The following is an 18,528-nucleotide window of genomic DNA, read 5'->3' on the forward strand; positions in this document are numbered from 1 at the left end:
TTCACTCAATCACTAAATCACTAACTCACTCAATTGCTCATTCACTAAATCCGTATACAATAAAATCCTATCTTTACCGCCGGATAGATTAAATGATTACCATCAGATGAAACTTTTCTTTAGAAAAACAGGCGAAGGTCAGCCTGTATTGATACTACATGGTGTTTTTGGTTCGTCAGATAATTGGTTTACCATCAGTAAAATGATAGCCGATAAAGGCTTTGCTGTGTATGCACTCGATGCCCGCAATCATGGTCAGTCGCCACGAAGTGAAGATTTTAGCTATGAGCTGATGGCCCAGGACTTGAATGAGTTCATTAACGACCACCAACTGGATAAACCAATAATTATAGGTCATTCAATGGGTGGCAAAACCGTGATGCATTTTGCCATGCAGCATGAGGGGAAATTCAGTAAATTAATCATTGTTGACATTGCCCCTAAGTTCTATCCGTCGCATCATGGCCACATCATTCAGGGTTTAAATTCTATTGATTTAGACAAACTCACTAACAGAAAAGAAGCAGAGTTACAGCTAGACAGATACGTAACCAGCGTTGGTGAACGTCAGTTTCTTTTGAAGAACCTTTACCGGAATGAAATGGGCAAGTTCGACTGGCGCATTAATCTGCCTGTGTTAAGTAGAGAAATATACCAGATAGGCGGAGATTTTACTGATACCCACGAAATCTCGGAACCCGTACTATTTATGCGGGGTAGTGAGTCTGGCTATATCTACGATGAAGATATACCTGCCATTAAGAAAATTTTTCCGAATGCTGTGGTAGAGACCATCGAAGGGGCCAGCCACTGGATTCAAGCTGATAAACCTAATGAGTTTGTAGAGGCCGTGGTTCAATTTATTGGCTAAACCTCCTTTATCATCTCACCAACAATTTTAGCCGAGGAAAGCGCCAGTGGAATGCCTCCGCCCGGATGCACGCTACCACCTACAAAATATAGATTATTGATTTGCGATGAGAAGTTGGCATGGCGCAAAAACGCAGCAAATTTGTTGTTTGAACTATTGCCATACAATGCCCCCTGTACTGATGATGTTCTGAGTTCAATTGTCCGAGGGTCAAGCACTGATTCAGATTCAATCAGAGGTTCAATATCGGTTTTCAGGTTTCTGCTTAGCTTCTCTATCACGTTACGCCGGGCTTCTTCAATAATGTTATCCCAATTCTGCCCATCATTGGCAGGTGCATTCAGCAAAATAAACCAGTTTTCGCATCCGGCTGGGGCATCATCTTTCTTGTATTTGGAGGTGATGTTCAGGTAGATAGTGGGGTCTCTGTAAATGGTTTTTTTCTGAAACTGGTACTTAAATTCAGTTTGGTAATCATCAGAAAAGAAAATATTATGCAATCCTAGCTCATTAAATTCTTTTCTGATGCCCCAGTAAAAAATGAGACCCGAACCACTTTTGGGCTGGTTAAGCAGTTTCTCCGGGTGTTTAGCATTGGGCAGTAGTTTTCTGTAAGTTGGTGTAACATCCATATTGCTCACGAGCACATCAAACATACGCAACTCCTCAGTATTATCTGCCTTTAACTTTAGTCCCGTTGCTTTTTTATCTTTTACAAGAATTTCTTCTACTCGGCAGTTAAAATGAAACTGCACGCCCAGGTCTTTTGCCAAAGCTACCAGGCTTTCAGTAATGCCATACATACCATTTTTCGGGAAAAAAGCCCCGATGTTATACTCCAGATGCGGAATGATATTCATCGTTGCCGGTGTCTGGTATGGGTCAGACCCATTGTAGGTAGCGTAACGATTAAATAACTGAACGGCCTTGGGTGTTGAAAAAAACTGCACGTTGGCATCGTTCATGGTATTAAAAATGCCCATTTTGGGCAGATTCAGATAGCCTCTTAAAGCCTTTGCGGAGGTCCAGGTTGATAACTTATGGAGCGAGTCTTCAAGAAAAAGGCCGCTTAGCACTTCATACTTAAAGGCACTGTCTTTCAATGCCTTTGTTATTTTTGCTGCTGGTTCGCCCAATTGTTTTTCGGCCTCCCTGGCAAATGCAGAAGTGTCGGCAGGAACATTAAGTTTGGTGCCATCTTCCCAGAAATACCGGCACACTTCCGGAAGGCGGATATACTCAAAATAATCGTTTGCCGATTTACCAGACAATTCAAATAACTCATCTACCAATTGAGGCATGGTAAATAAAGATGGCCCGGCATCAAACCTGTATGGGCCTTGCGCAAAGCTGCTTAGCTTACCACCGGGGTAGTCATTGGCCTCAAAAACTTCTACATCATAACCTTTGTTTTTCAGTCTGATAGCCGTGGCTATACCTCCGATACCGGCACCAATAATACCTGCTTTCATTGATAGAATCTGTCTTTTTAGGATAGTAAAAAAATAACAAATGTGCCGCCGGATTGTTTGAAAATGTAAGCTGATGGCAGGAGATGGCAACAACTATTAATCCAACTTTACCATAATTTCATAAGGGCTTTTCCTATTTTTTCACTATTTTGCGGCGTAAAATTAAACAATTCGGATAGACTAAGTTATATTGGTTACCCTAATAAATCTGTAATGGCAAAATTGTTAATTGTTGATGATGAAAAGAGTATTCGTGATGCCCTGAGAGACATTCTTGAATATGAGCAATATGAGGTAGACGAGGCCAAAGATGGAGAAGAAGGGTTGGCGATGGTGTTAAAAACACATTATGATGTAGCCCTATGCGATATAAAGATGCCCAAGCTCAATGGTCTTGATATGCTGCTGAAAGCCAAAGAGGAAGGAGTAATAACACAATTTGTTATGATTTCGGCATTTGGTAATGTTGAAAACGCCGTTGAGGCTACCAAACGCGGGGCTTATGATTTTATAACCAAACCACCTGATTTAAACCGGTTGCTGATAACGGTTCGGAACGCCATAGAAAAGAGCAAAGATGTAGAGGTGATAAAAACGCTGAAAAGACGAATTTATAAAATAAATGAGATAGTTGGGGAATCTGACCTGATTAAGCGAGTAAAAGATACTATAGACCGCGTAGCCCCTACCGAAGCCCGTGTGTTAATTACCGGGCCTAACGGTTCTGGTAAGGAGATGGTTGCCAAACAGATTCACGAGAAGAGTAATCGCCGGAATCAGTCTTTGGTAGAGGTAAACTGTGCGGCTATTCCGTCTGAGCTGATTGAGAGCGAACTCTTCGGGCATGAAAAAGGCGCGTTTACATCGGCCATCAAACAAAGAATAGGCAAGTTTGAACAGGCAGATAACGGTACGCTTTTTCTTGACGAGATTGGAGACATGAGTCTTTCTGCACAGGCTAAAGTACTTAGGGCTTTACAGGAAAACAAGATTACCCGGGTTGGCGGAGAAAAGGAAATAAAGGTGAATGTAAGGGTAATAGCAGCTACCAATAAAGATTTAAAAAAGGAAATTGCTGAAGGGAATTTCAGGGAAGATTTATACCATCGGCTAAACGTGATTCCGATATACGTGCCTTCGCTGGCTAACCGAAAAGAGGATATACCTTTACTGGCTGAGAAATTTTTACAGGATATTGCTGATGAGTACGGAGACTCAGTAAAGGGATTTGAGCCTGATGCAATGGAATACATGAAAAATCTTCAGTGGACTGGTAACGTACGGGAGCTTAGAAACGTGATTGAACGGCTGGTAATTATGTGCGAAGCATCAATTACGCTCGATGATGTAAAGTTATATGCCGGAATGGGTTATTGACCCGATGGCGAACGAAATGAGTCTGAAAAAATAAAAAAAAGAATAAAATTTATAATCACATGCAATACGATGTAACGGTAATCGGTTCGGGTCCCGGTGGATATGTCGCGGCTATCAGAGCGGCGCAGTTAGGAATGAAAACCGCAATCATAGAAAAATATAGTGTTTTAGGTGGCACATGCCTTAATGTAGGTTGTATTCCATCAAAGGCATTGCTAGACTCGTCGGAGCATTTTTACAATGCCACGCATCATTTTGCCGAGCATGGAATACAAATACAGGCTCCGGTAGTTAACCTTGAACAAATGATGGCCCGTAAAAAAGGTGTTGTTGAGAAAATGAACGGCGGTATTAATTTTCTGATGAAGAAAAACAAAATTTCGGTTTATAATGGTTTTGGCTCTTTTGTTGATAAAAATACAATCAACATAAAAAAAGCAGACGGAACTGATGAAAAAATTACTTCGGGAAAGGTGATAATAGCTACGGGTTCTAAGCCCACTATTCTGCCTTTTATGAATTACGATAAGAAAAGAATTATTACCAGCACCGAGGCTTTGAACCTGACAGAAATACCTAAACACCTGATTGTGATTGGCGCGGGTGTAATTGGCGCAGAATTAGGGTCTGTTTATGCACGTCTTGGAGCCAAAGTTACCTTTGTAGAGTTTGCGGATTCGATGATTCCTACCATGGATAAAACAATGGGTAAAGAATTGCAGAAGTCTGTAAAAAAACTTGGTGCAGATTTTTATTTCAATACCAAGGTTACAAAAATTGAAAATCTGGGTGAAGAAGTTGCTGTAACTGCCGATGGAGCAGACGGAAAACCAGTTGAGATAAAAGGTGATTACTGTTTGGTTTGTATTGGCAGAAGAGCCTATGTAGACGGATTGAATCTGGAGGCAGCCGGTGTTATTACCGACCGCGGCAAAGTTGTAGTTGATGAGCACACACTTGAAACAAACGTGAAAGGCATTTATGCTATCGGAGACGTAATAAGAGGGGCCATGCTGGCTCATAAAGCCGAAGAGGAAGGTGTTTTAGTGGCCGAAACCATTAGTGGCCAAAAACCACATATTAACTATAACCTGATACCGGGTGTGGTTTATACCTGGCCTGAGGTTGCCTCCGTAGGTCAGACAGAAGAAGAACTCAAATCAAAAGGGGTTAGCTACAAGGTTGGCCAGTTTCCTTTCAAAGCTTTGGGCCGCGCTACTGCCAGTGGTGATACCGACGGGCTGGTTAAAATTCTGGCTGACAAAGAAACAGACGAAGTATTAGGCGTACATATTATAGGTGCAAGAGCGGCAGATATGATTGCAGAAGCAGTAACGGCTATGGAGTTCAGAGCCAGTGCCGAAGACATTGCCCGTATATCTCATGCACACCCTACTTACATGGAAGCCGTTAAAGAAGCAGCGCTGGCCGCTACTGAAAACAGAGCTATTCACGTTTAACAAAAGCCATTTACCTGCAAAAGGCCCTTAGTAAGTTTTTACTAGGGCTTTTTCATTTTAACCTGGCGAGTATCCTGATCACTTTCAAACCTTAATGTATCTACTCTTTGGTTTTGAAGTATTCAACCATTCCAAAAATAAGAATGCACCTTGAAAGTATCACAATGGTTCTCGGAATAAAACTTAACCAGGGCAGAGGCTCCACATACGTATTATAAAACACCAGTAAATTGGCAAAAGCCATTAAAACAACACTCCAGCTAAGCCAGAACTTATTTGTTCCGCCTATGGGTAGAAATGATGCCAGCGTGGCCGCGTAAACATATATGACCGTATAAATTAAAAGCAGAATTTCTTCAAGAAAGGGTAGGGATGGGTGCAATGAAATGATATAAAATAAAATGGGTACCAGGGCGTAAACCGGTATAACTCTCAAAAACTTATATGATTCGTCCTTTGTCTTGATTTCTGCGCCCATATTTTTAAAAATCTTTGTCCAGAGTATCAGTATACCTGCATGTATTAGAAGGTTGAAAATTCTTAGCCCATCAGGATAAACGATCACACAAAGCGAAATAAAAACCGGAAAAATAAGCGTAGCAATGAATAGTTTGTCTGTCGTTGTCTGAAGCGGTCTTCTCAAATTATAATACCAGGCAACCAATACAATGGCTGCAATCAAGCGGAGGGTAGCAGTCCAAAAAACTTCCTCAACTGCCGGAAGTTTATTGACAAATAATTCAGAAATCAGTAAAAGGAATGTAGCAGTCAGGTATCGGATGTTCATAGATGTTAAAGTAAGAGCCCATACCTGAATATGGGCTCCGGATGCAACAGACTAATGCGATTCTCTTTTTACTTCATGACCTGAAAAGCCGGTCAGGAAGTTTAAATCGGCACCTTTGTCGGCTTGTGTTACTGTGTTAACGTATAGTTGCACATAGCCGCGGTCATAGCCCAGGTCAATTGGTTTCCAGTTCTTACGTCTTTCTGCCAGCTCTTCGTCCGGCACATGAAGCCAGATTTTGCGCGCTTCTACATCAATTTCTATTAAATCGCCGTTTTGCACCAGCCCTAAAGTACCGCCGACGGCAGACTCTGGCGACGCATGAAGAAATACCGTTCCATAGGCTGTTCCGCTCATACGTGCATCTGAAATACGCACCATGTCGGTTATGCCTTTTTCGAGCAGTTTCTTAGGTAATTGCATATTGCCCACCTCTGGCATGCCGGGGTAGCCCTTTGGGCCAACGTTTTTAAGAACCATTACACTGGTTTCATCTATGTCCAGATCCGGGTGGTCTATGCGTGCATGATAATCTTCTATGGTTTCAAAAACAACGGCTTTGCCAGTATGTTTCATCAGGTGTGGCGAGGCCGCAGACGGTTTAATAACCGCTCCGTTCTCGCAAAGGTTACCTTTTACAACAGCAATGCCGCCCTCTCGTAAGATTGGGTTATCGGCTGTTGCTATTACGTCCTCATTCCATATTTTGGCACCTTTTGAGTTTTCAACCAGGCTTTTACCATTTACCGTAATGGCATTTTTATGCAAAAAGCCCGACATCTCCTTAATAACAGCCGGTAGCCCGCCTGCATAATAAAAATCTTCCATCAGATACTTGCCCGATGGCATCAGATTTAAGAGAAACGGCATTTTACTTCCTATGCTGTCAAAATCATCAAGCGAAATATCCACATTGGTTCGGCCGGCAATGGCCAGTAAGTGTAGCACCAGGTTAGTTGAGCCCCCCACTGCTGCATTCATCATAATAGCATTTTCGAAGGCTTCGCGGGTAAGCACTGAAGAAATCGCCATGTTTTCGCGTACCATCTCAACAATTCTCATGCCCGACATATGTGCCAGTACTTTTTTGCGGGAATCGGCCGCAGGGATAGCCGATGCGCCCGGAAGTGTAAGACCCAGGGCTTCAACCATAACGGCCATTGTAGAGGCTGTACCCATCGTAGAACAGTGTCCTATGCTTCGGCTCATGCAGGCTTCTGCTTCTTCAAATTCTTCGGGTGTCATTTTTCCCGTTTTAACGTCATCCGCAAATCGCCATACATCAGTGCCTGAGCCTATGGCTTTACCCTGAAAACGGCCACTTAGCATGGGGCCTCCCGGCACCACAATAGTGGGCAGGTCAACACTGGCGGCGCCCATCACCAGCGAAGGTGTGGTTTTGTCGCAGCCGGTTAATAACACCACCGCATCAAACGGATTCGCTCTAATGCTTTCCTCTACTGTCATGGCAGCAAGATTACGGTATAGCATGGCGGTGGGGCGGATGATAGTTTCGCCCAGCGACATCACCGGAAATTCGAGCGGAAACCCACCTGCTTCGTAAATGCCGTTTTTTACAGATTGCGCAATATCACGTAAATGGCCGTTGCATGGTGTTACTTCAGACCATGTGTTGCAGATTCCGATAACAGGTTTTCCTTTGAACTGATGCGCCGGATAGCCCTGGTTTTTAATCCAACTACGATAGATAAATCCATCTTTCCCATCTTTGCCGAACCAATCCTGGCTGCGTAGTTTTGTCGTATTTTCAGTGGTCATAATTTATGTTATAGAAAAAGGCAAAAAATTTATCAATAATCTTTATTTTTGCGTTGTTTTGCAACCAATTTTAAGAAATTTGTTGGAATTAATTGTGAAAGACTCAAAATATATAAAATATGAACCTATTTGATACATTGAGCGAGGCATTGACAGATGATGTGGTATCAAAACTTGCCAAGTTAACAGATGAAGACCCGGCCAAAACCAAAAAAGCAATTGATGGCATTCTTTGTACACTTATTGCCGGGCTTGTAAGAAGAACAGGAAGTACCATGAGCGTGAATATGCTCTATAATCAGATTCAGAAAGGGAACCAGGGCGGAAGACTGATTGGTGATGTGATGTCTTATCTTAATAAAAAAGAAGACCTTGACGCCATATTGAAAATTGGCGACAGCCAGGTGAGCCAGATTTTCCCGGCCTATAAAAGTCCGTTGGTTAGTTTGATTGGTATCTATGCAGGTATCAAGAAAAACTCATCAAGCACCTACGCCAGCCTTATTACGCCAATGCTGATTGACGCCGTAAGCGTTGAAATAGCCAATAATAAAATGGATGTGGATGCCTTAACGGCTTATCTGGCAGAACACCACGAACCGCTATTCAAAAAGGCTCCTGAAGAACTCATGGAGAAGATGATTCCACAGCTGGGTTTACAAGAGCTGCTTTCTCCTAAATTCCCGCTTCCAAAGCGTGTAGTAACAGCTAAGCCTACGCTTCAGAAATCAAAAACCGGAGTGCCTGCTACGCCGCAGCCGGTTGAGCCAGTTGAAGAAGAAATAAGTAGTAGTTCGTCGTTCCCTATTAAAGGACTCCTTGTTTTTCTTGTACTTGTAGCGGCAGCAGCCGGCGGATATTACTGGTATGAAAATTACTACAAACCATCTCAGGCCAGTGCCGTTCAGGAAGAAACCACCGTGGTGGATGATTCTCTGAACACCGGCATTGATACCACGCGTGCGGCTTTAGTAGATTCTGTAGCAACCAAAGATACTACTGCCACCCAGGTAGCACCAGCTGAAACAAATGCCGGTGGCAGCCTTACCAAAGAAATTGAACCTTACCTGGTCGATGCCACCAAACCAACCGGGCAGGTGTTTACGCTTAAAGACATTACTTTTGTAAAAGGCTCTTATGCATTGGATGATAAATCTGAAGCCTCAATTAATGAGCTGATTGCCTTGTTCAATAAATACCCTAAACTTCAGATAAGACTTCAAGGCCATGCTACTGACGCCGTTGGAGTAGATAACAAAACAATGGCCGTTAAGAGAGCTTATGCAATAAAACGTAAATTGTTGTCAGCCGGGGTTAACGATACCCGCATTGATGCCATTGGTATAACAGGCCAGGGAGACCTGGCAGAAGTGAAAATTGTATCTAAATAAGAAGAAATACACATTGCATATCAACAAAAAAAGCACCTGTCTGACGGGTGCTTTTTTTGATATCTTGCTTAATAGGGTTTATTTAAGTGCCTTTAGTTTGCCTCCTGTTTGCATCTGATTCACTTTCTTCATCATGGTGCGCATCTGATCAAACTGTTTCAGCAGATTATTTACCTGTATAATCTGCGTACCACTACCGGTAGCAATTCTTTTCTTACGGCTGCCGTCAATAATATCAGGTTTTTCACGCTCTTTTGGTGTCATTGAGCGGATAATAGCCTCTATTGGTTTAAACGAGTCATTGCTGATGTCAAGGTCTTTTATCTGTGAGCCCACCCCCGGAATCATGCCCATTAGGTCTTTAATGTTACCCATTTTCTTGATTTGCTCCAGCTGCGTCAGAAAGTCGTTCAGGTCAAACTTGTTCTCACGCATTTTTTTGTTGAGGCGCTTGGCTTCGTCTTCGTCAAATGCCTGCTGTGCTTTTTCTACCAGCGATATCACGTCGCCCATGCCTAAAATACGGCTGGCCATACGTTCGGGGTAGAAAATGTCTAAAGCCTCCATTTTTTCACCCGTCGAAATAAACTTGATAGGTTTATTGACAACGGTTTTAATTGACAAGGCCGCACCACCACGGGCATCACCATCTAATTTGGTAAGTACCACACCATCAAAATCAAGGCGGTCGTTAAAGGTCTTGGCCGTATTAACGGCATCCTGCCCGGTCATGGAGTCAACCACGAAGAGAATTTCACTTGGGTTTATGGCCTTTTTAATGTTTTCTACTTCCTGCATCATAGCCTCATCAACTGCCAAACGACCGGCGGTATCGACAATGACTATATTTTTGCCGTTGCTCTTAGCGTAGGCTAATGCGTTTTTAGCAATTTCAACTGCATTTTTGCTTTCAGGCTCGGCATAAACATCAACTCCTATCTGTTCGCCTAATACCTGTAGCTGCTTAATGGCCGCAGGACGGTAGATGTCGCAGGCTACCAGTAATATCTGGCGTCCTTGTTTCTTTAAGTAATTGGCAAACTTGCCTGAAAAAGTAGTTTTACCAGACCCCTGTAAACCGGCAATTAATATTACAGCCGGAGACCCCTTCAGGTTCACGCTTTGTGCCTGGCCACCCATCAGGTCGGTTAATTCTTCCTGTATAATTTTTACAAATAACTGACCCGGCTCAACCGCTATCATTACTTTCCGGTCAATTGCTTTTTCACGAACGCGGTCGGTTACATCTTTTGCTACTTTATAGTTTACGTCGGCATCCATTAGCGCACGGCGTACTTCTTTAATAGTGGCTGCAATGTTTATATCAGAAATCCTACCTTGCCCTTTCAGGGTTTTGACAGCCTTATTTAGTTTATCACTTAAATTTTCAAACATTTTCCAGAGCGTTAATGATTATTCCTTTGCGCATAGCTCATAACAAAGGGACATAGTTTGTAATAATTTGCAAAGTTAAGATTTTAGCAATCAACTTGTCTATAATTAAATAAAGAAATAAACCCCGGAAAGTGATTTTTTAAGCGATGTAAATTAATAAGCCAGCCAACTGGTATAATTATTTAGCCGTTTAATAACAATTGCTGTAAGTTTCAATTGTCGAAATCGTTATTTATTTGTGCTGCGTGTAGGGTATATGGTTAAATGCCACACGGCTGGCACAAGTTTTTTTGCATTGTATGCAGGCCACGGGTCTTGCGTGTTAATATTACTTCAGTGCGTAGTATGAATAATAAATTATTTGTCATGAAAATCTTAAGCTTTTTATTTTGCTTAACAACCATTGCTTTGATGAATGGCTTCAGGGGTGCTCAACACCATAAAATCATAAAAAGAGACCAGGTGTCTCTATATACCGAACATTTTGGAGACAAGGATAATCCGGCAGTTTTATTGTTAGCCGGGGCCACAGCTTCCATGTTGTATTGGGATGAGGATTTTTGTCAGAAACTGGCAGACAAGGGTTTTTATGTTATCAGATATGATAACCGGGACGTAGGGAAATCTACGTACTATAAACCCGGTAAGGCATTATATACTATTGTAGATTTTGCTGACGATGCCATTAGTATTTTAAACAAGTACGGTATTAAAAAGGCACATCTGGTGGGTATGTCTTTAGGTGGTTCAGTTTCGCAGATAGCTGCATTAAAATATTCTGAGCGTGTAGCTTCACTTACGCTTATGTCAACCGGGCCCTTGGGTAAATCTGACCCGGCGGTGCCAGAAATGGACAAAAAACTACACGATTTTGAAGCTAAAGCTGTATCTGTAAACTGGTCTGACGAAAATTCAGTAACTGCGTATATGTTAGAGGGAGCTGCCTTAATGAGCGGTAGAAAACCTTTAGATAGAGACCGGATAGAACAAAGAATAAGAGCTGAACACAAACGTGCTAATTTTTATGTAAGTATTTTTAATCATGCAAGCATAGGTGGAGGAGAAGAGTTTTATAACAGACTGAGCGAGATACATGTGCCAACTTTGCTGATTCATGGATCACATGACCCTATATGGCATTTTGGTCATACCAAAGCAATGCTTGAAAAAATTGAAGGTTCTAAACTGATAACGCTTGAAGGAACTGGCCATGAACTGCATTATGATGATTGGGACACCATCATCAACGCTATTGAACACCACGCTTCAAGTAAAGCAGCAAAACCGATGTAACGCAATTGTGGTTTCAAGGGCAGTATTCATGCGTTTTAGCCTGCTTTATGATTATATTTGCTACTCAAAAAATTTGATGCAATGAAACTTCATTTAATGGGGGCTTCAGGCAGTGGCGTAACCACTCTTGGCAAAGCACTGGCTGAAAACTTTAATATACCCTATTTCGACAGTGACGAGTACTTCTGGGAAAAAACAACACCTCCTTTTATTTCAAAGCGACAACCCGATGTGCGGAATGCAATGATTCTTTTGGATGTTAACAACAATAAAAGTTGGGTACTGGGAGGGTCATTACTGAAATGGAATATTGAAATCGCTTTTGATTTAATTGTTTTTTTGTACATTCCAAACGAGATCAGGATGGCTCGTCTGAAAAACCGGGAATACGCACGTTATGGAGATGTTATTTTTGCCGATGAAGACCGTAAGAGGCAATATCTTGAATTTATGGCCTGGGCAGCCGGCTACGACGATAACAGCACGCAAGGCCGAAATCTGGCATCGCATGAAAGTTGGTTGAAAACGCAAACTTGCCCGGTGTTTGAGTTAAGAGGAGACCTGACAGTTAACGACAGGCTCAATGCTGTAATCAATAAAATAGCAGAACTGAACCCAAAGCTTATTTGTTAAAAATACGCTTGCGGTGTTCTGACCCCCAATAGGCTATCGCGCCTATTACTTCCTGCAATGTGGCACCGTAGTCAGTTAGTTCATACTCAACGGTTACTGGTTTGGTATCATGTACCGTTCTTTTAACCAGATCGTTCTCTTCAAGATCTTTTAGCTCTTTCGAAAGCATTTTTGCACCTATTCCGTTTACGTCACGCAGCAGTTCCATAAAGCGTTTTTTGCCGAAACTCAGAGAGCCAATAATCAAAATTTTCCATTTCCCACTCAATATATCCATTGCGTCCTGCACGGCCATCATGTGGCTGCTGCATTGGGCATGGTCTTTCTCTGCAGGCATTTTAAAGGTTTTATTGTTCATGTTTTTTATTCAATCAAGATAGTTTCTTAAAGGAAACTACTTCCAAAAGGAAATTTACTGTTTAACGTAAACTAATTTGTTTAGGTTCTTGTATTACTCTAAATACTCATTTAATCACTCATAAACTAATACTTAAATGTCGAACAAAACAAAGAAAATTCTGTCTATTATTTTTCTTGCTATTCCATCTTTATTGCTTCTAATGAGCGGCGTTATGAAAATATCCGGTGCTGAGCAAGTTGTCACTGGCTTAACCAAAGGGGGCTTTGGTCCCTATATTACGGCATTTGGCGTGGCCGAAATCATCTTTGTAATTTTGCTATGGATACCTAAGACCTACAAAGTTGGCTTTTATTTTATTCTTTCGTATCTGGGTGGAGCCGCTGCAGTTGAGCTGGCAGGGGGCCAAAACCCAATAGCATTTGGGCTTATTGCTCTTGCCTGGATAGGATTCTATTTTAAAAGCGAAGAAAATTTTATTGTCTAGCCTGCTTTGCTGATCATTAAAAAAGCCATGTTTCCGCAACGGAAACATGGCCCAGAAATAAAAATAGGTAAGTAAGTATCAATAACTTGGGTTTTGTTTCAGGTAACCTGGTATATTAGAGGCACCGTCAATAGCAGTTTGCGGAATCGGGAAGATTCTTTTCTGTACGTTATTGTTGGTTTTTTCTGTCCAGGTACCTTCATACTTTCCAAAACGAATCATATCTGAGCGTCTCAGCATTTCCCAGTAGAACTCAAAGCCACGCTCACGGTACAACAAGTCTAACGACATAGAAGTTAAAGCCGGAGGAGGAGTAGACGCAGTTCTTGAAGCTCTTACGGTGTTTACATCTGCCAAAGCGCTGGCGGCGTCTCCGCTCTTCCGAAGTTTGGCTTCTGCACGCATCAGATAAACATCTGCCAGACGAAGAATCACAAGGTCGGCATCACCAAAGTTTCTACCACTGGTTGATTTCTTGCTGAACTCATATTTTTCAACTCTATAACCTGTGTTGTAGTTGCTGCCTTCTACAGTAAAGTCAATTTTCTCTGTAAATTCAACCGGTTGGGTTGGTCTGTTACGGGTATCATGAAACAACTTGCCAATTTTATAGTTTCCGTTCGGACATCTTACAAATACACCGTTCTTTCTGATTAACCCATACTGTTGTCCGCGCAAAATTCCTCGGTCTACATTAAAGCTCTCAGCTGTTACGCAAGAGTCAGCCGGATTTGTATAGATAGAGATATTTTGTTTGTAGAAGCGGGGGTCAACCTTAGGGTCCTGCGGAGCATAGGCATTTACCCATGTACGGTAGTAGTCTGAAGTAATACCAGGGCCGTCAGTACCATTAGCTGCCGGATATGCAGGAAGCGGGAACTGGTCGCCTGATAACGAGAAATACGCCATACGGTTATGTCCGTTCAACTCAGCCCTCTGGTCAACTGCAAAAATCAATTCTTTGTTATCGTGGTTGTTCGAATTGAAAAGCGAGAAGTAATCGTTTGATAGCTGGTATTGGCCAGAAGAGATAATTTTATCACAATACTCAATTACTTTGTCCATGTCTTCAGACTTGAAAGTAAAGTTAGTAGAGTAGATGTCTCTGTACACGGCTGAGTTCAGATACAAGCGAGCCAGTAAGCCCCAAACGGCGCCTTTGGTTAAACGGCCCGGGCCTACGGTTGTTTCAAGGTTTGGTTCAACTGCCAATAGTTCGCTTTTGATGTATTCTACAGCCTCGTTACCTCTGATAATTTTAGAAGTTTCCCCGATGTCGTCTTTTACAAATACCAAACCAAACAAATCTAGGGTAAGCATTGAGTAATAGGCTCTCATACCTCTGGCCTCGGCCAAAAATGTTTTGGTTGAAGGGTCTTTCAGCGTTGGCAATGTGTTAATAGCCGTAATGGCTCTCGACATACCCTGCACAATAATATTCCAGGTATTTCTGATGTTCGGGTCGGTGCTCACATAGTTATGCGCGTGCATGTTCAGATAGATACCGTTGTCGCCCCAGTCGGTGCCACCACGATAAGGCAAGATAGCCTCGTCAGTCGAAATCTCCTGTAATGTAAAGTAGTTGGTATGTAAGAAAAGGTCCGGAAGGCGTGCATATACCGGGGCAATAATACCCTCTGCGGCAGCTTTGTCTGAAAGGTTTGAACTCAGTGTTTCATCTAAAACAATTTCTTTCAGGTCTGTACAACTGTTCAATACCAACAAACCGGCCAGTGCCAATGTTGAATATATTTTCTTTTTCATGAGTTTTAAATTTTAAAATGAAACATTCAGACCAAATACTACAGATCTGGCTTTAGGATAACTTAAGTAATCGATACCGTAAGAAGAAATACCGGCAATGGTTCTGTCTGTATTTACTTCGGGGTCATAACCGTTATATTTGGTTATCACAAACAGGTTCTGGCCGGTTACTGACAATCTCAAACCAGATACCCACTTGGCAAGGCCAATGGTTTTGGTATTGACATTATAGCCTAATGACAAGTTGTTTAATCTGAAGAATGCCCCGTCTTTCAGGAATCTTGTTGACACCGAAGCCGCATTATTAATTGATTCATTGGCATCTTTCGTTGCATCTGGTGTTGTGTTTAAGCTCTTAGATAATCTTAACTTATAGAAGTTAGCATTAGCAGTATTATCATAAATTTTGTTACCAGACACACCGTTAAAGTTAGCAACCAGATCAAAACCTTTGTAAGCTACACTTGCATTGAAGTTAAACTGTTTGGTTGGCAGGGCACTACCCGCTGTAATACGGTCTTTATCGGTAATAATACCGTCTCCGTTTACGTCTCTGTATTTACTGATACCTTTTTCGTCAAAACCTATGAAATCTAGCATATAGAATGCACCGATAGGCTGGCCGCTTACATAACCATTGATAGTTGCCGAAGTAAGACCAGAACCAGATGCTGAACCCGATTGGATAACCGAATACGGTGAGTTTTTAACTTTGTTATCAATGAAGGTGATGTTGCCACCTACATCTACTTTCAGGCCACTTGGTGCGGTGTAACGGTAGTTCAGGTCAATTTCAAGACCTTTGTTCGTGATGGTCATGTCTTGCACGTTGGTCCAGAATGTACCCGCCGGCTGTACAGGGTCAGAAGGGATAACCTCTAACAGAATATTGTTGGATATTTTGTTGAAGTAGTCAACAGAACCCGTCAAAGCGCCATTGAAGAAACCGAAATCAAGACCTAAGTCAGTTTGGGTTGAAACCTCCCACTGAATGTTTGGGTTAGCCAGACGGGTATATGAAGTACCGGCCGGATAAACGGTTGTGCCGTATAACGGATAACTGGTTGATGCAGAAATCTGCGAAGTAAACAAAGCCTGGGTAATTTTTGAAGGTATCTCCTGATTACCTGTCTGGCCCCAACCTGCTCTCAATTTCAATTCACCGATATTAGCTTCTTTCATGAAATCTTCTTCAGAAAGTCTCCAACCTAGTGAGAAAGACGGGAACACCCCGTATTTATTATTTGAACCGAATTTAGAAGAACCATCCACACGCACAGTTGCAGTAGCCAGATATTTATCTTTGTACTGGTAGTTAACACGTGAGAAGAATGACTGCAACTCATTAACCAGCGCATAGCCAGTTGGCTTGTTGTTAGCTAGTGTCAGCTCTTGGCCTAAACCAGGATTGTAAATAGGCTCAATATCAGTAATCGGGAATTTGTTGATACTGCTTGTGCGGCCTTGTACGAATATCTTCTGATATGAATGACCAGCCAGAGCCGTCAGATTATGTGCATTTTTATTAAGCGTATAGGTAATGTAGTTTTCTATCAGTTTGTTACGGTTATAAGTGTAGATAGTTTCCAATCTTCCGTCTCTTTGTGGTTCTGCGTTAGGCAATGATTGCAAATCACGAACAGAGTTAGAGTTATCGATACCGAAGTTCAGCTTATAAACCAGGTCTTTTGTGATTTTGAAAGATGGAGAGATGTTACCAATTACACGGTTAATGGTAGTTACGTCTTTATCCAGTTTCAACGTAATAAGCGGGTTGGTTACGTTAGGATAATTTCTTGGCTGACCATTATCGTTATACGCCGGGTAAGTAGGGTTCATTGAAATAGCTCCACCAATCAAACCGTCAATTGGCGGTCTGGTATTAGCTGTATAGGTGGCGTTCATGTTTACATCAATTGTCAGGCGGTCGTCCAGAAACTTCTGTGTTACATTCATACGGCCGGTATAGCGGTTCAAAGAGTTGTTTTTCAGGATACCTTCCTGATTCTGAATACCAAACGAACCGTAATAAGTCAATTTATCGGCACCACCACCTATTGATATATTGTGGTTTTGCGTAATGGCAGTTCTGGTAACTTCTTTTTGCCAGTCTGTATTGCCACCCAGGTCTTCAAGCTGGCCGCCAATGGCTGTTACCTGCTTTTTAAACTCATCTGCTGAATACACAGGCAAGGCTCTGGCAATTTTTGAAACACCAAGACTTGCCGAGTAATTGAAGGTAGAGAAACCAGCTTTACCTTTTTTGGTTGTAATTAACACAACCCCATTGGCACCACGAGAACCGTAGATAGCCGTGGCAGAGGCATCTTTTAATACGTCAATTGACTCAATATCCTGCGGATTCAGGAAGTTCAAAGGGTTGGTTGCACCACCGGTGCTTGAGTTGTCAAGCGCCATTCCGTCAAGGATAAATAGTGGCGTGCTACCGGTTCGAACCCCTCCGGGACCACGAATGGTGATTCCCTGAATACCACCCGGCTCGCCGCTGGCAGAAGTAACGTTTACACCGGCTACTTTACCTTGTAGTAATTGTTCAGGCGAGTTAATGATACCTTTGTTGAACTCGGCGCTTTTGATAGATTTTACCGAACCGGTCATATCTTTTTTGGTTGAGCTACCATAACCGATAACCACTACCTGTGCCAGGTCGGCGGCCTCTGACTTCATCTGCACATCAATGGTAGTTCTGTTGCCAACTGTTATTTCCTGTTTAGTGTAGCCAATAAATCCAAATACCAGTACCGACTTTTCGTCTGCAACGGTTATGGAGTAATTACCTTCAATATCGGTGCTTACACCTTTTTGGGTGCCCTTCAGAGTAACACTGGCGCCAACCAGCGGTTCGCCCGTTGTGGCATCAGTCACACGGCCTTTTACAGTAATCTGTACAATTTTTCCATCAATCGGGCTGGTTCCATGTGCATTTTTTGCACTGGCAAATAATGGTGCTTGTCCGTAAACGCTGGGCAAACACGCAGTAGCAAACAAAAATACTCCCAGCATCAGTTTTAACAGCGGGGGAGAGGCAGAAAGGTGTTTCATAATCGGATGTTTAATTAAACAATTTGATGTTTTACAATTTACTTACAAAGGGTGAGGTGTTCCATAAACAATAATGCATAGTGTAAGCGCCGACAGGTAAGTAAGAACTTCTGGTGCAATCTGCCTGCAGAAAATACTTTACAACATAGGGTTATGAATCTTCAGGTCAATGGTGTTAATTAGAATTTTCTTCAAATTTCTTGCATTATAACAATAAAAAATATTGCTTTTCTCGAATGTCCTAATGCAAACGTTTTAAATCGTTCTGCAAACGTTTTAAATCTTTTGAGCGATTGACCCGAATTTTTGAAACAGTTTAAGGTCGGAGGTGATGCATAATCAGTTGATGAAATCTCCTGCACGTTAGTTTGTAAGAATTTAGTTTTATTAATTTTCAA

14 protein-coding genes are annotated in these 18,528 nt (G+C 42.1%); 7 read left to right on the top strand and 7 right to left on the bottom strand.

The window, feature by feature from the left end:
* Nucleotides 1–106: 106 nt before the first annotated feature.
* On the top strand, nucleotides 107–871 hold the full coding sequence (locus C0V77_RS17430; RefSeq protein ID WP_101727635.1) for an alpha/beta fold hydrolase: 765 nt from the start codon (nucleotides 107–109) through the stop codon (nucleotides 869–871).
* Here the strand turns inward: C0V77_RS17430 and crtD are convergent.
* Nucleotides 868–2,343, bottom strand: a complete 1,476-nt coding sequence (crtD, locus tag C0V77_RS17435; RefSeq protein ID WP_101727636.1) for a 1-hydroxycarotenoid 3,4-desaturase CrtD — start codon at nucleotides 2,341–2,343, stop codon at nucleotides 868–870. The genes C0V77_RS17430 and crtD overlap by 4 nt on opposite strands.
* A 213-nt stretch (nucleotides 2,344–2,556) precedes the next feature.
* Between crtD and C0V77_RS17440 the strand changes: the two genes are divergently transcribed.
* Nucleotides 2,557–3,720 (top strand): sigma-54 dependent transcriptional regulator, encoded by a 1,164-nt coding sequence (locus C0V77_RS17440; RefSeq protein ID WP_101727637.1) that lies wholly within the window; start codon nucleotides 2,557–2,559, stop codon nucleotides 3,718–3,720.
* A gap of 59 nt (nucleotides 3,721–3,779) precedes the next feature.
* Nucleotides 3,780–5,180: a dihydrolipoyl dehydrogenase gene (gene lpdA / locus C0V77_RS17445; RefSeq protein ID WP_101727638.1), complete on the top strand. Its 1,401-nt coding sequence runs from the start codon at nucleotides 3,780–3,782 to the stop codon at nucleotides 5,178–5,180.
* 100 nt (nucleotides 5,181–5,280) lie between these two features.
* Here lpdA and C0V77_RS17450 read toward each other — a convergent pair whose 3' ends face one another.
* Together C0V77_RS17450 and C0V77_RS17455 are read right to left on the bottom strand one after the other, a co-directional pair.
* Nucleotides 5,281–5,967: a hypothetical protein gene (locus C0V77_RS17450; protein ID WP_101727639.1), complete on the bottom strand. Its 687-nt coding sequence runs from the start codon at nucleotides 5,965–5,967 to the stop codon at nucleotides 5,281–5,283.
* A 51-nt stretch (nucleotides 5,968–6,018) separates the two neighbouring features.
* Nucleotides 6,019–7,746, bottom strand: a complete 1,728-nt coding sequence (locus tag C0V77_RS17455; protein ID WP_101727640.1) for an IlvD/Edd family dehydratase — start codon at nucleotides 7,744–7,746, stop codon at nucleotides 6,019–6,021.
* A gap of 119 nt (nucleotides 7,747–7,865) precedes the next feature.
* On the opposite strand from C0V77_RS17455, the gene C0V77_RS17460 reads away from it, so the two are divergent.
* A complete protein-coding gene (locus tag C0V77_RS17460; protein WP_101727641.1) occupies nucleotides 7,866–9,137 on the top strand; it encodes a DUF937 domain-containing protein in 1,272 nt (423 codons plus the stop codon).
* Between the two features lie 78 nt (nucleotides 9,138–9,215).
* Here C0V77_RS17460 and ffh read toward each other — a convergent pair whose 3' ends face one another.
* A complete protein-coding gene (ffh, locus tag C0V77_RS17465) occupies nucleotides 9,216–10,532 on the bottom strand; it encodes a signal recognition particle protein (protein ID WP_101727642.1) in 1,317 nt (438 codons plus the stop codon).
* Between the two features lie 366 nt (nucleotides 10,533–10,898).
* On the opposite strand from ffh, the gene estT reads away from it, so the two are divergent.
* Together estT and C0V77_RS17475 are read left to right on the top strand one after the other, a co-directional pair.
* On the top strand, nucleotides 10,899–11,825 hold the full coding sequence (estT, locus tag C0V77_RS17470; protein WP_101727740.1) for a macrolide hydrolase EstT: 927 nt from the start codon (nucleotides 10,899–10,901) through the stop codon (nucleotides 11,823–11,825).
* 81 nt (nucleotides 11,826–11,906) lie between these two features.
* Nucleotides 11,907–12,458 carry an AAA family ATPase gene (locus C0V77_RS17475; RefSeq protein WP_101727643.1) on the top strand — a complete coding sequence of 184 codons (552 nt, stop codon included), beginning with the start codon at nucleotides 11,907–11,909 and terminating at the stop codon, nucleotides 12,456–12,458.
* Here the strand turns inward: C0V77_RS17475 and C0V77_RS17480 are convergent.
* A complete protein-coding gene (locus tag C0V77_RS17480; protein ID WP_229236309.1) occupies nucleotides 12,448–12,816 on the bottom strand; it encodes a helix-turn-helix domain-containing protein in 369 nt (122 codons plus the stop codon). The genes C0V77_RS17475 and C0V77_RS17480 overlap by 11 nt on opposite strands.
* A gap of 136 nt (nucleotides 12,817–12,952) precedes the next feature.
* Here C0V77_RS17480 and C0V77_RS17485 point away from each other — a divergent pair, with 136 nt between their 5' ends.
* Nucleotides 12,953–13,303 carry a DoxX family protein gene (locus C0V77_RS17485; RefSeq protein ID WP_101727644.1) on the top strand — a complete coding sequence of 117 codons (351 nt, stop codon included), beginning with the start codon at nucleotides 12,953–12,955 and terminating at the stop codon, nucleotides 13,301–13,303.
* Between the two features lie 78 nt (nucleotides 13,304–13,381).
* Here the strand turns inward: C0V77_RS17485 and C0V77_RS17490 are convergent, their stop codons facing one another.
* Nucleotides 13,382–15,067, bottom strand: coding sequence for a RagB/SusD family nutrient uptake outer membrane protein (locus tag C0V77_RS17490; RefSeq protein WP_101727645.1), 1,686 nt, complete (start codon nucleotides 15,065–15,067; stop codon nucleotides 13,382–13,384).
* A gap of 12 nt (nucleotides 15,068–15,079) precedes the next feature.
* Nucleotides 15,080–18,130 (bottom strand): TonB-dependent receptor, encoded by a 3,051-nt coding sequence (locus tag C0V77_RS17495; RefSeq protein ID WP_101727646.1) that lies wholly within the window; start codon nucleotides 18,128–18,130, stop codon nucleotides 15,080–15,082.
* Nucleotides 18,131–18,528 lie beyond the last annotated feature (398 nt).

Source organism: Emticicia sp. TH156 (assembly GCF_002855535.1).
Taxonomy (GTDB): Bacteria; Bacteroidota; Bacteroidia; order Cytophagales; family Spirosomataceae; genus Emticicia; species Emticicia fluvialis.

Coding starts and splice junctions, on each gene's coding strand:
- ffh (WP_101727642.1), bottom strand. CDS start 10,532: ATGTTTGAAAATTTAAGTGATAAACTAAATAAGGCTGTCAAAACCCTG.
- C0V77_RS17475 (WP_101727643.1), top strand. CDS start 11,907: ATGAAACTTCATTTAATGGGGGCTTCAGGCAGTGGCGTAACCACTCTT.
- C0V77_RS17430 (WP_101727635.1), top strand. CDS start 107: ATGAAACTTTTCTTTAGAAAAACAGGCGAAGGTCAGCCTGTATTGATA.
- C0V77_RS17450 (WP_101727639.1), bottom strand. CDS start 5,967: ATGAACATCCGATACCTGACTGCTACATTCCTTTTACTGATTTCTGAA.
- crtD (WP_101727636.1), bottom strand. CDS start 2,343: ATGAAAGCAGGTATTATTGGTGCCGGTATCGGAGGTATAGCCACGGCT.
- lpdA (WP_101727638.1), top strand. CDS start 3,780: ATGCAATACGATGTAACGGTAATCGGTTCGGGTCCCGGTGGATATGTC.
- C0V77_RS17490 (WP_101727645.1), bottom strand. CDS start 15,067: ATGAAAAAGAAAATATATTCAACATTGGCACTGGCCGGTTTGTTGGTA.
- C0V77_RS17440 (WP_101727637.1), top strand. CDS start 2,557: ATGGCAAAATTGTTAATTGTTGATGATGAAAAGAGTATTCGTGATGCC.
- estT (WP_101727740.1), top strand. CDS start 10,899: ATGAAAATCTTAAGCTTTTTATTTTGCTTAACAACCATTGCTTTGATG.
- C0V77_RS17460 (WP_101727641.1), top strand. CDS start 7,866: ATGAACCTATTTGATACATTGAGCGAGGCATTGACAGATGATGTGGTA.
- C0V77_RS17485 (WP_101727644.1), top strand. CDS start 12,953: ATGTCGAACAAAACAAAGAAAATTCTGTCTATTATTTTTCTTGCTATT.
- C0V77_RS17455 (WP_101727640.1), bottom strand. CDS start 7,746: ATGACCACTGAAAATACGACAAAACTACGCAGCCAGGATTGGTTCGGC.
- C0V77_RS17495 (WP_101727646.1), bottom strand. CDS start 18,130: ATGAAACACCTTTCTGCCTCTCCCCCGCTGTTAAAACTGATGCTGGGA.
- C0V77_RS17480 (WP_229236309.1), bottom strand. CDS start 12,816: ATGAACAATAAAACCTTTAAAATGCCTGCAGAGAAAGACCATGCCCAA.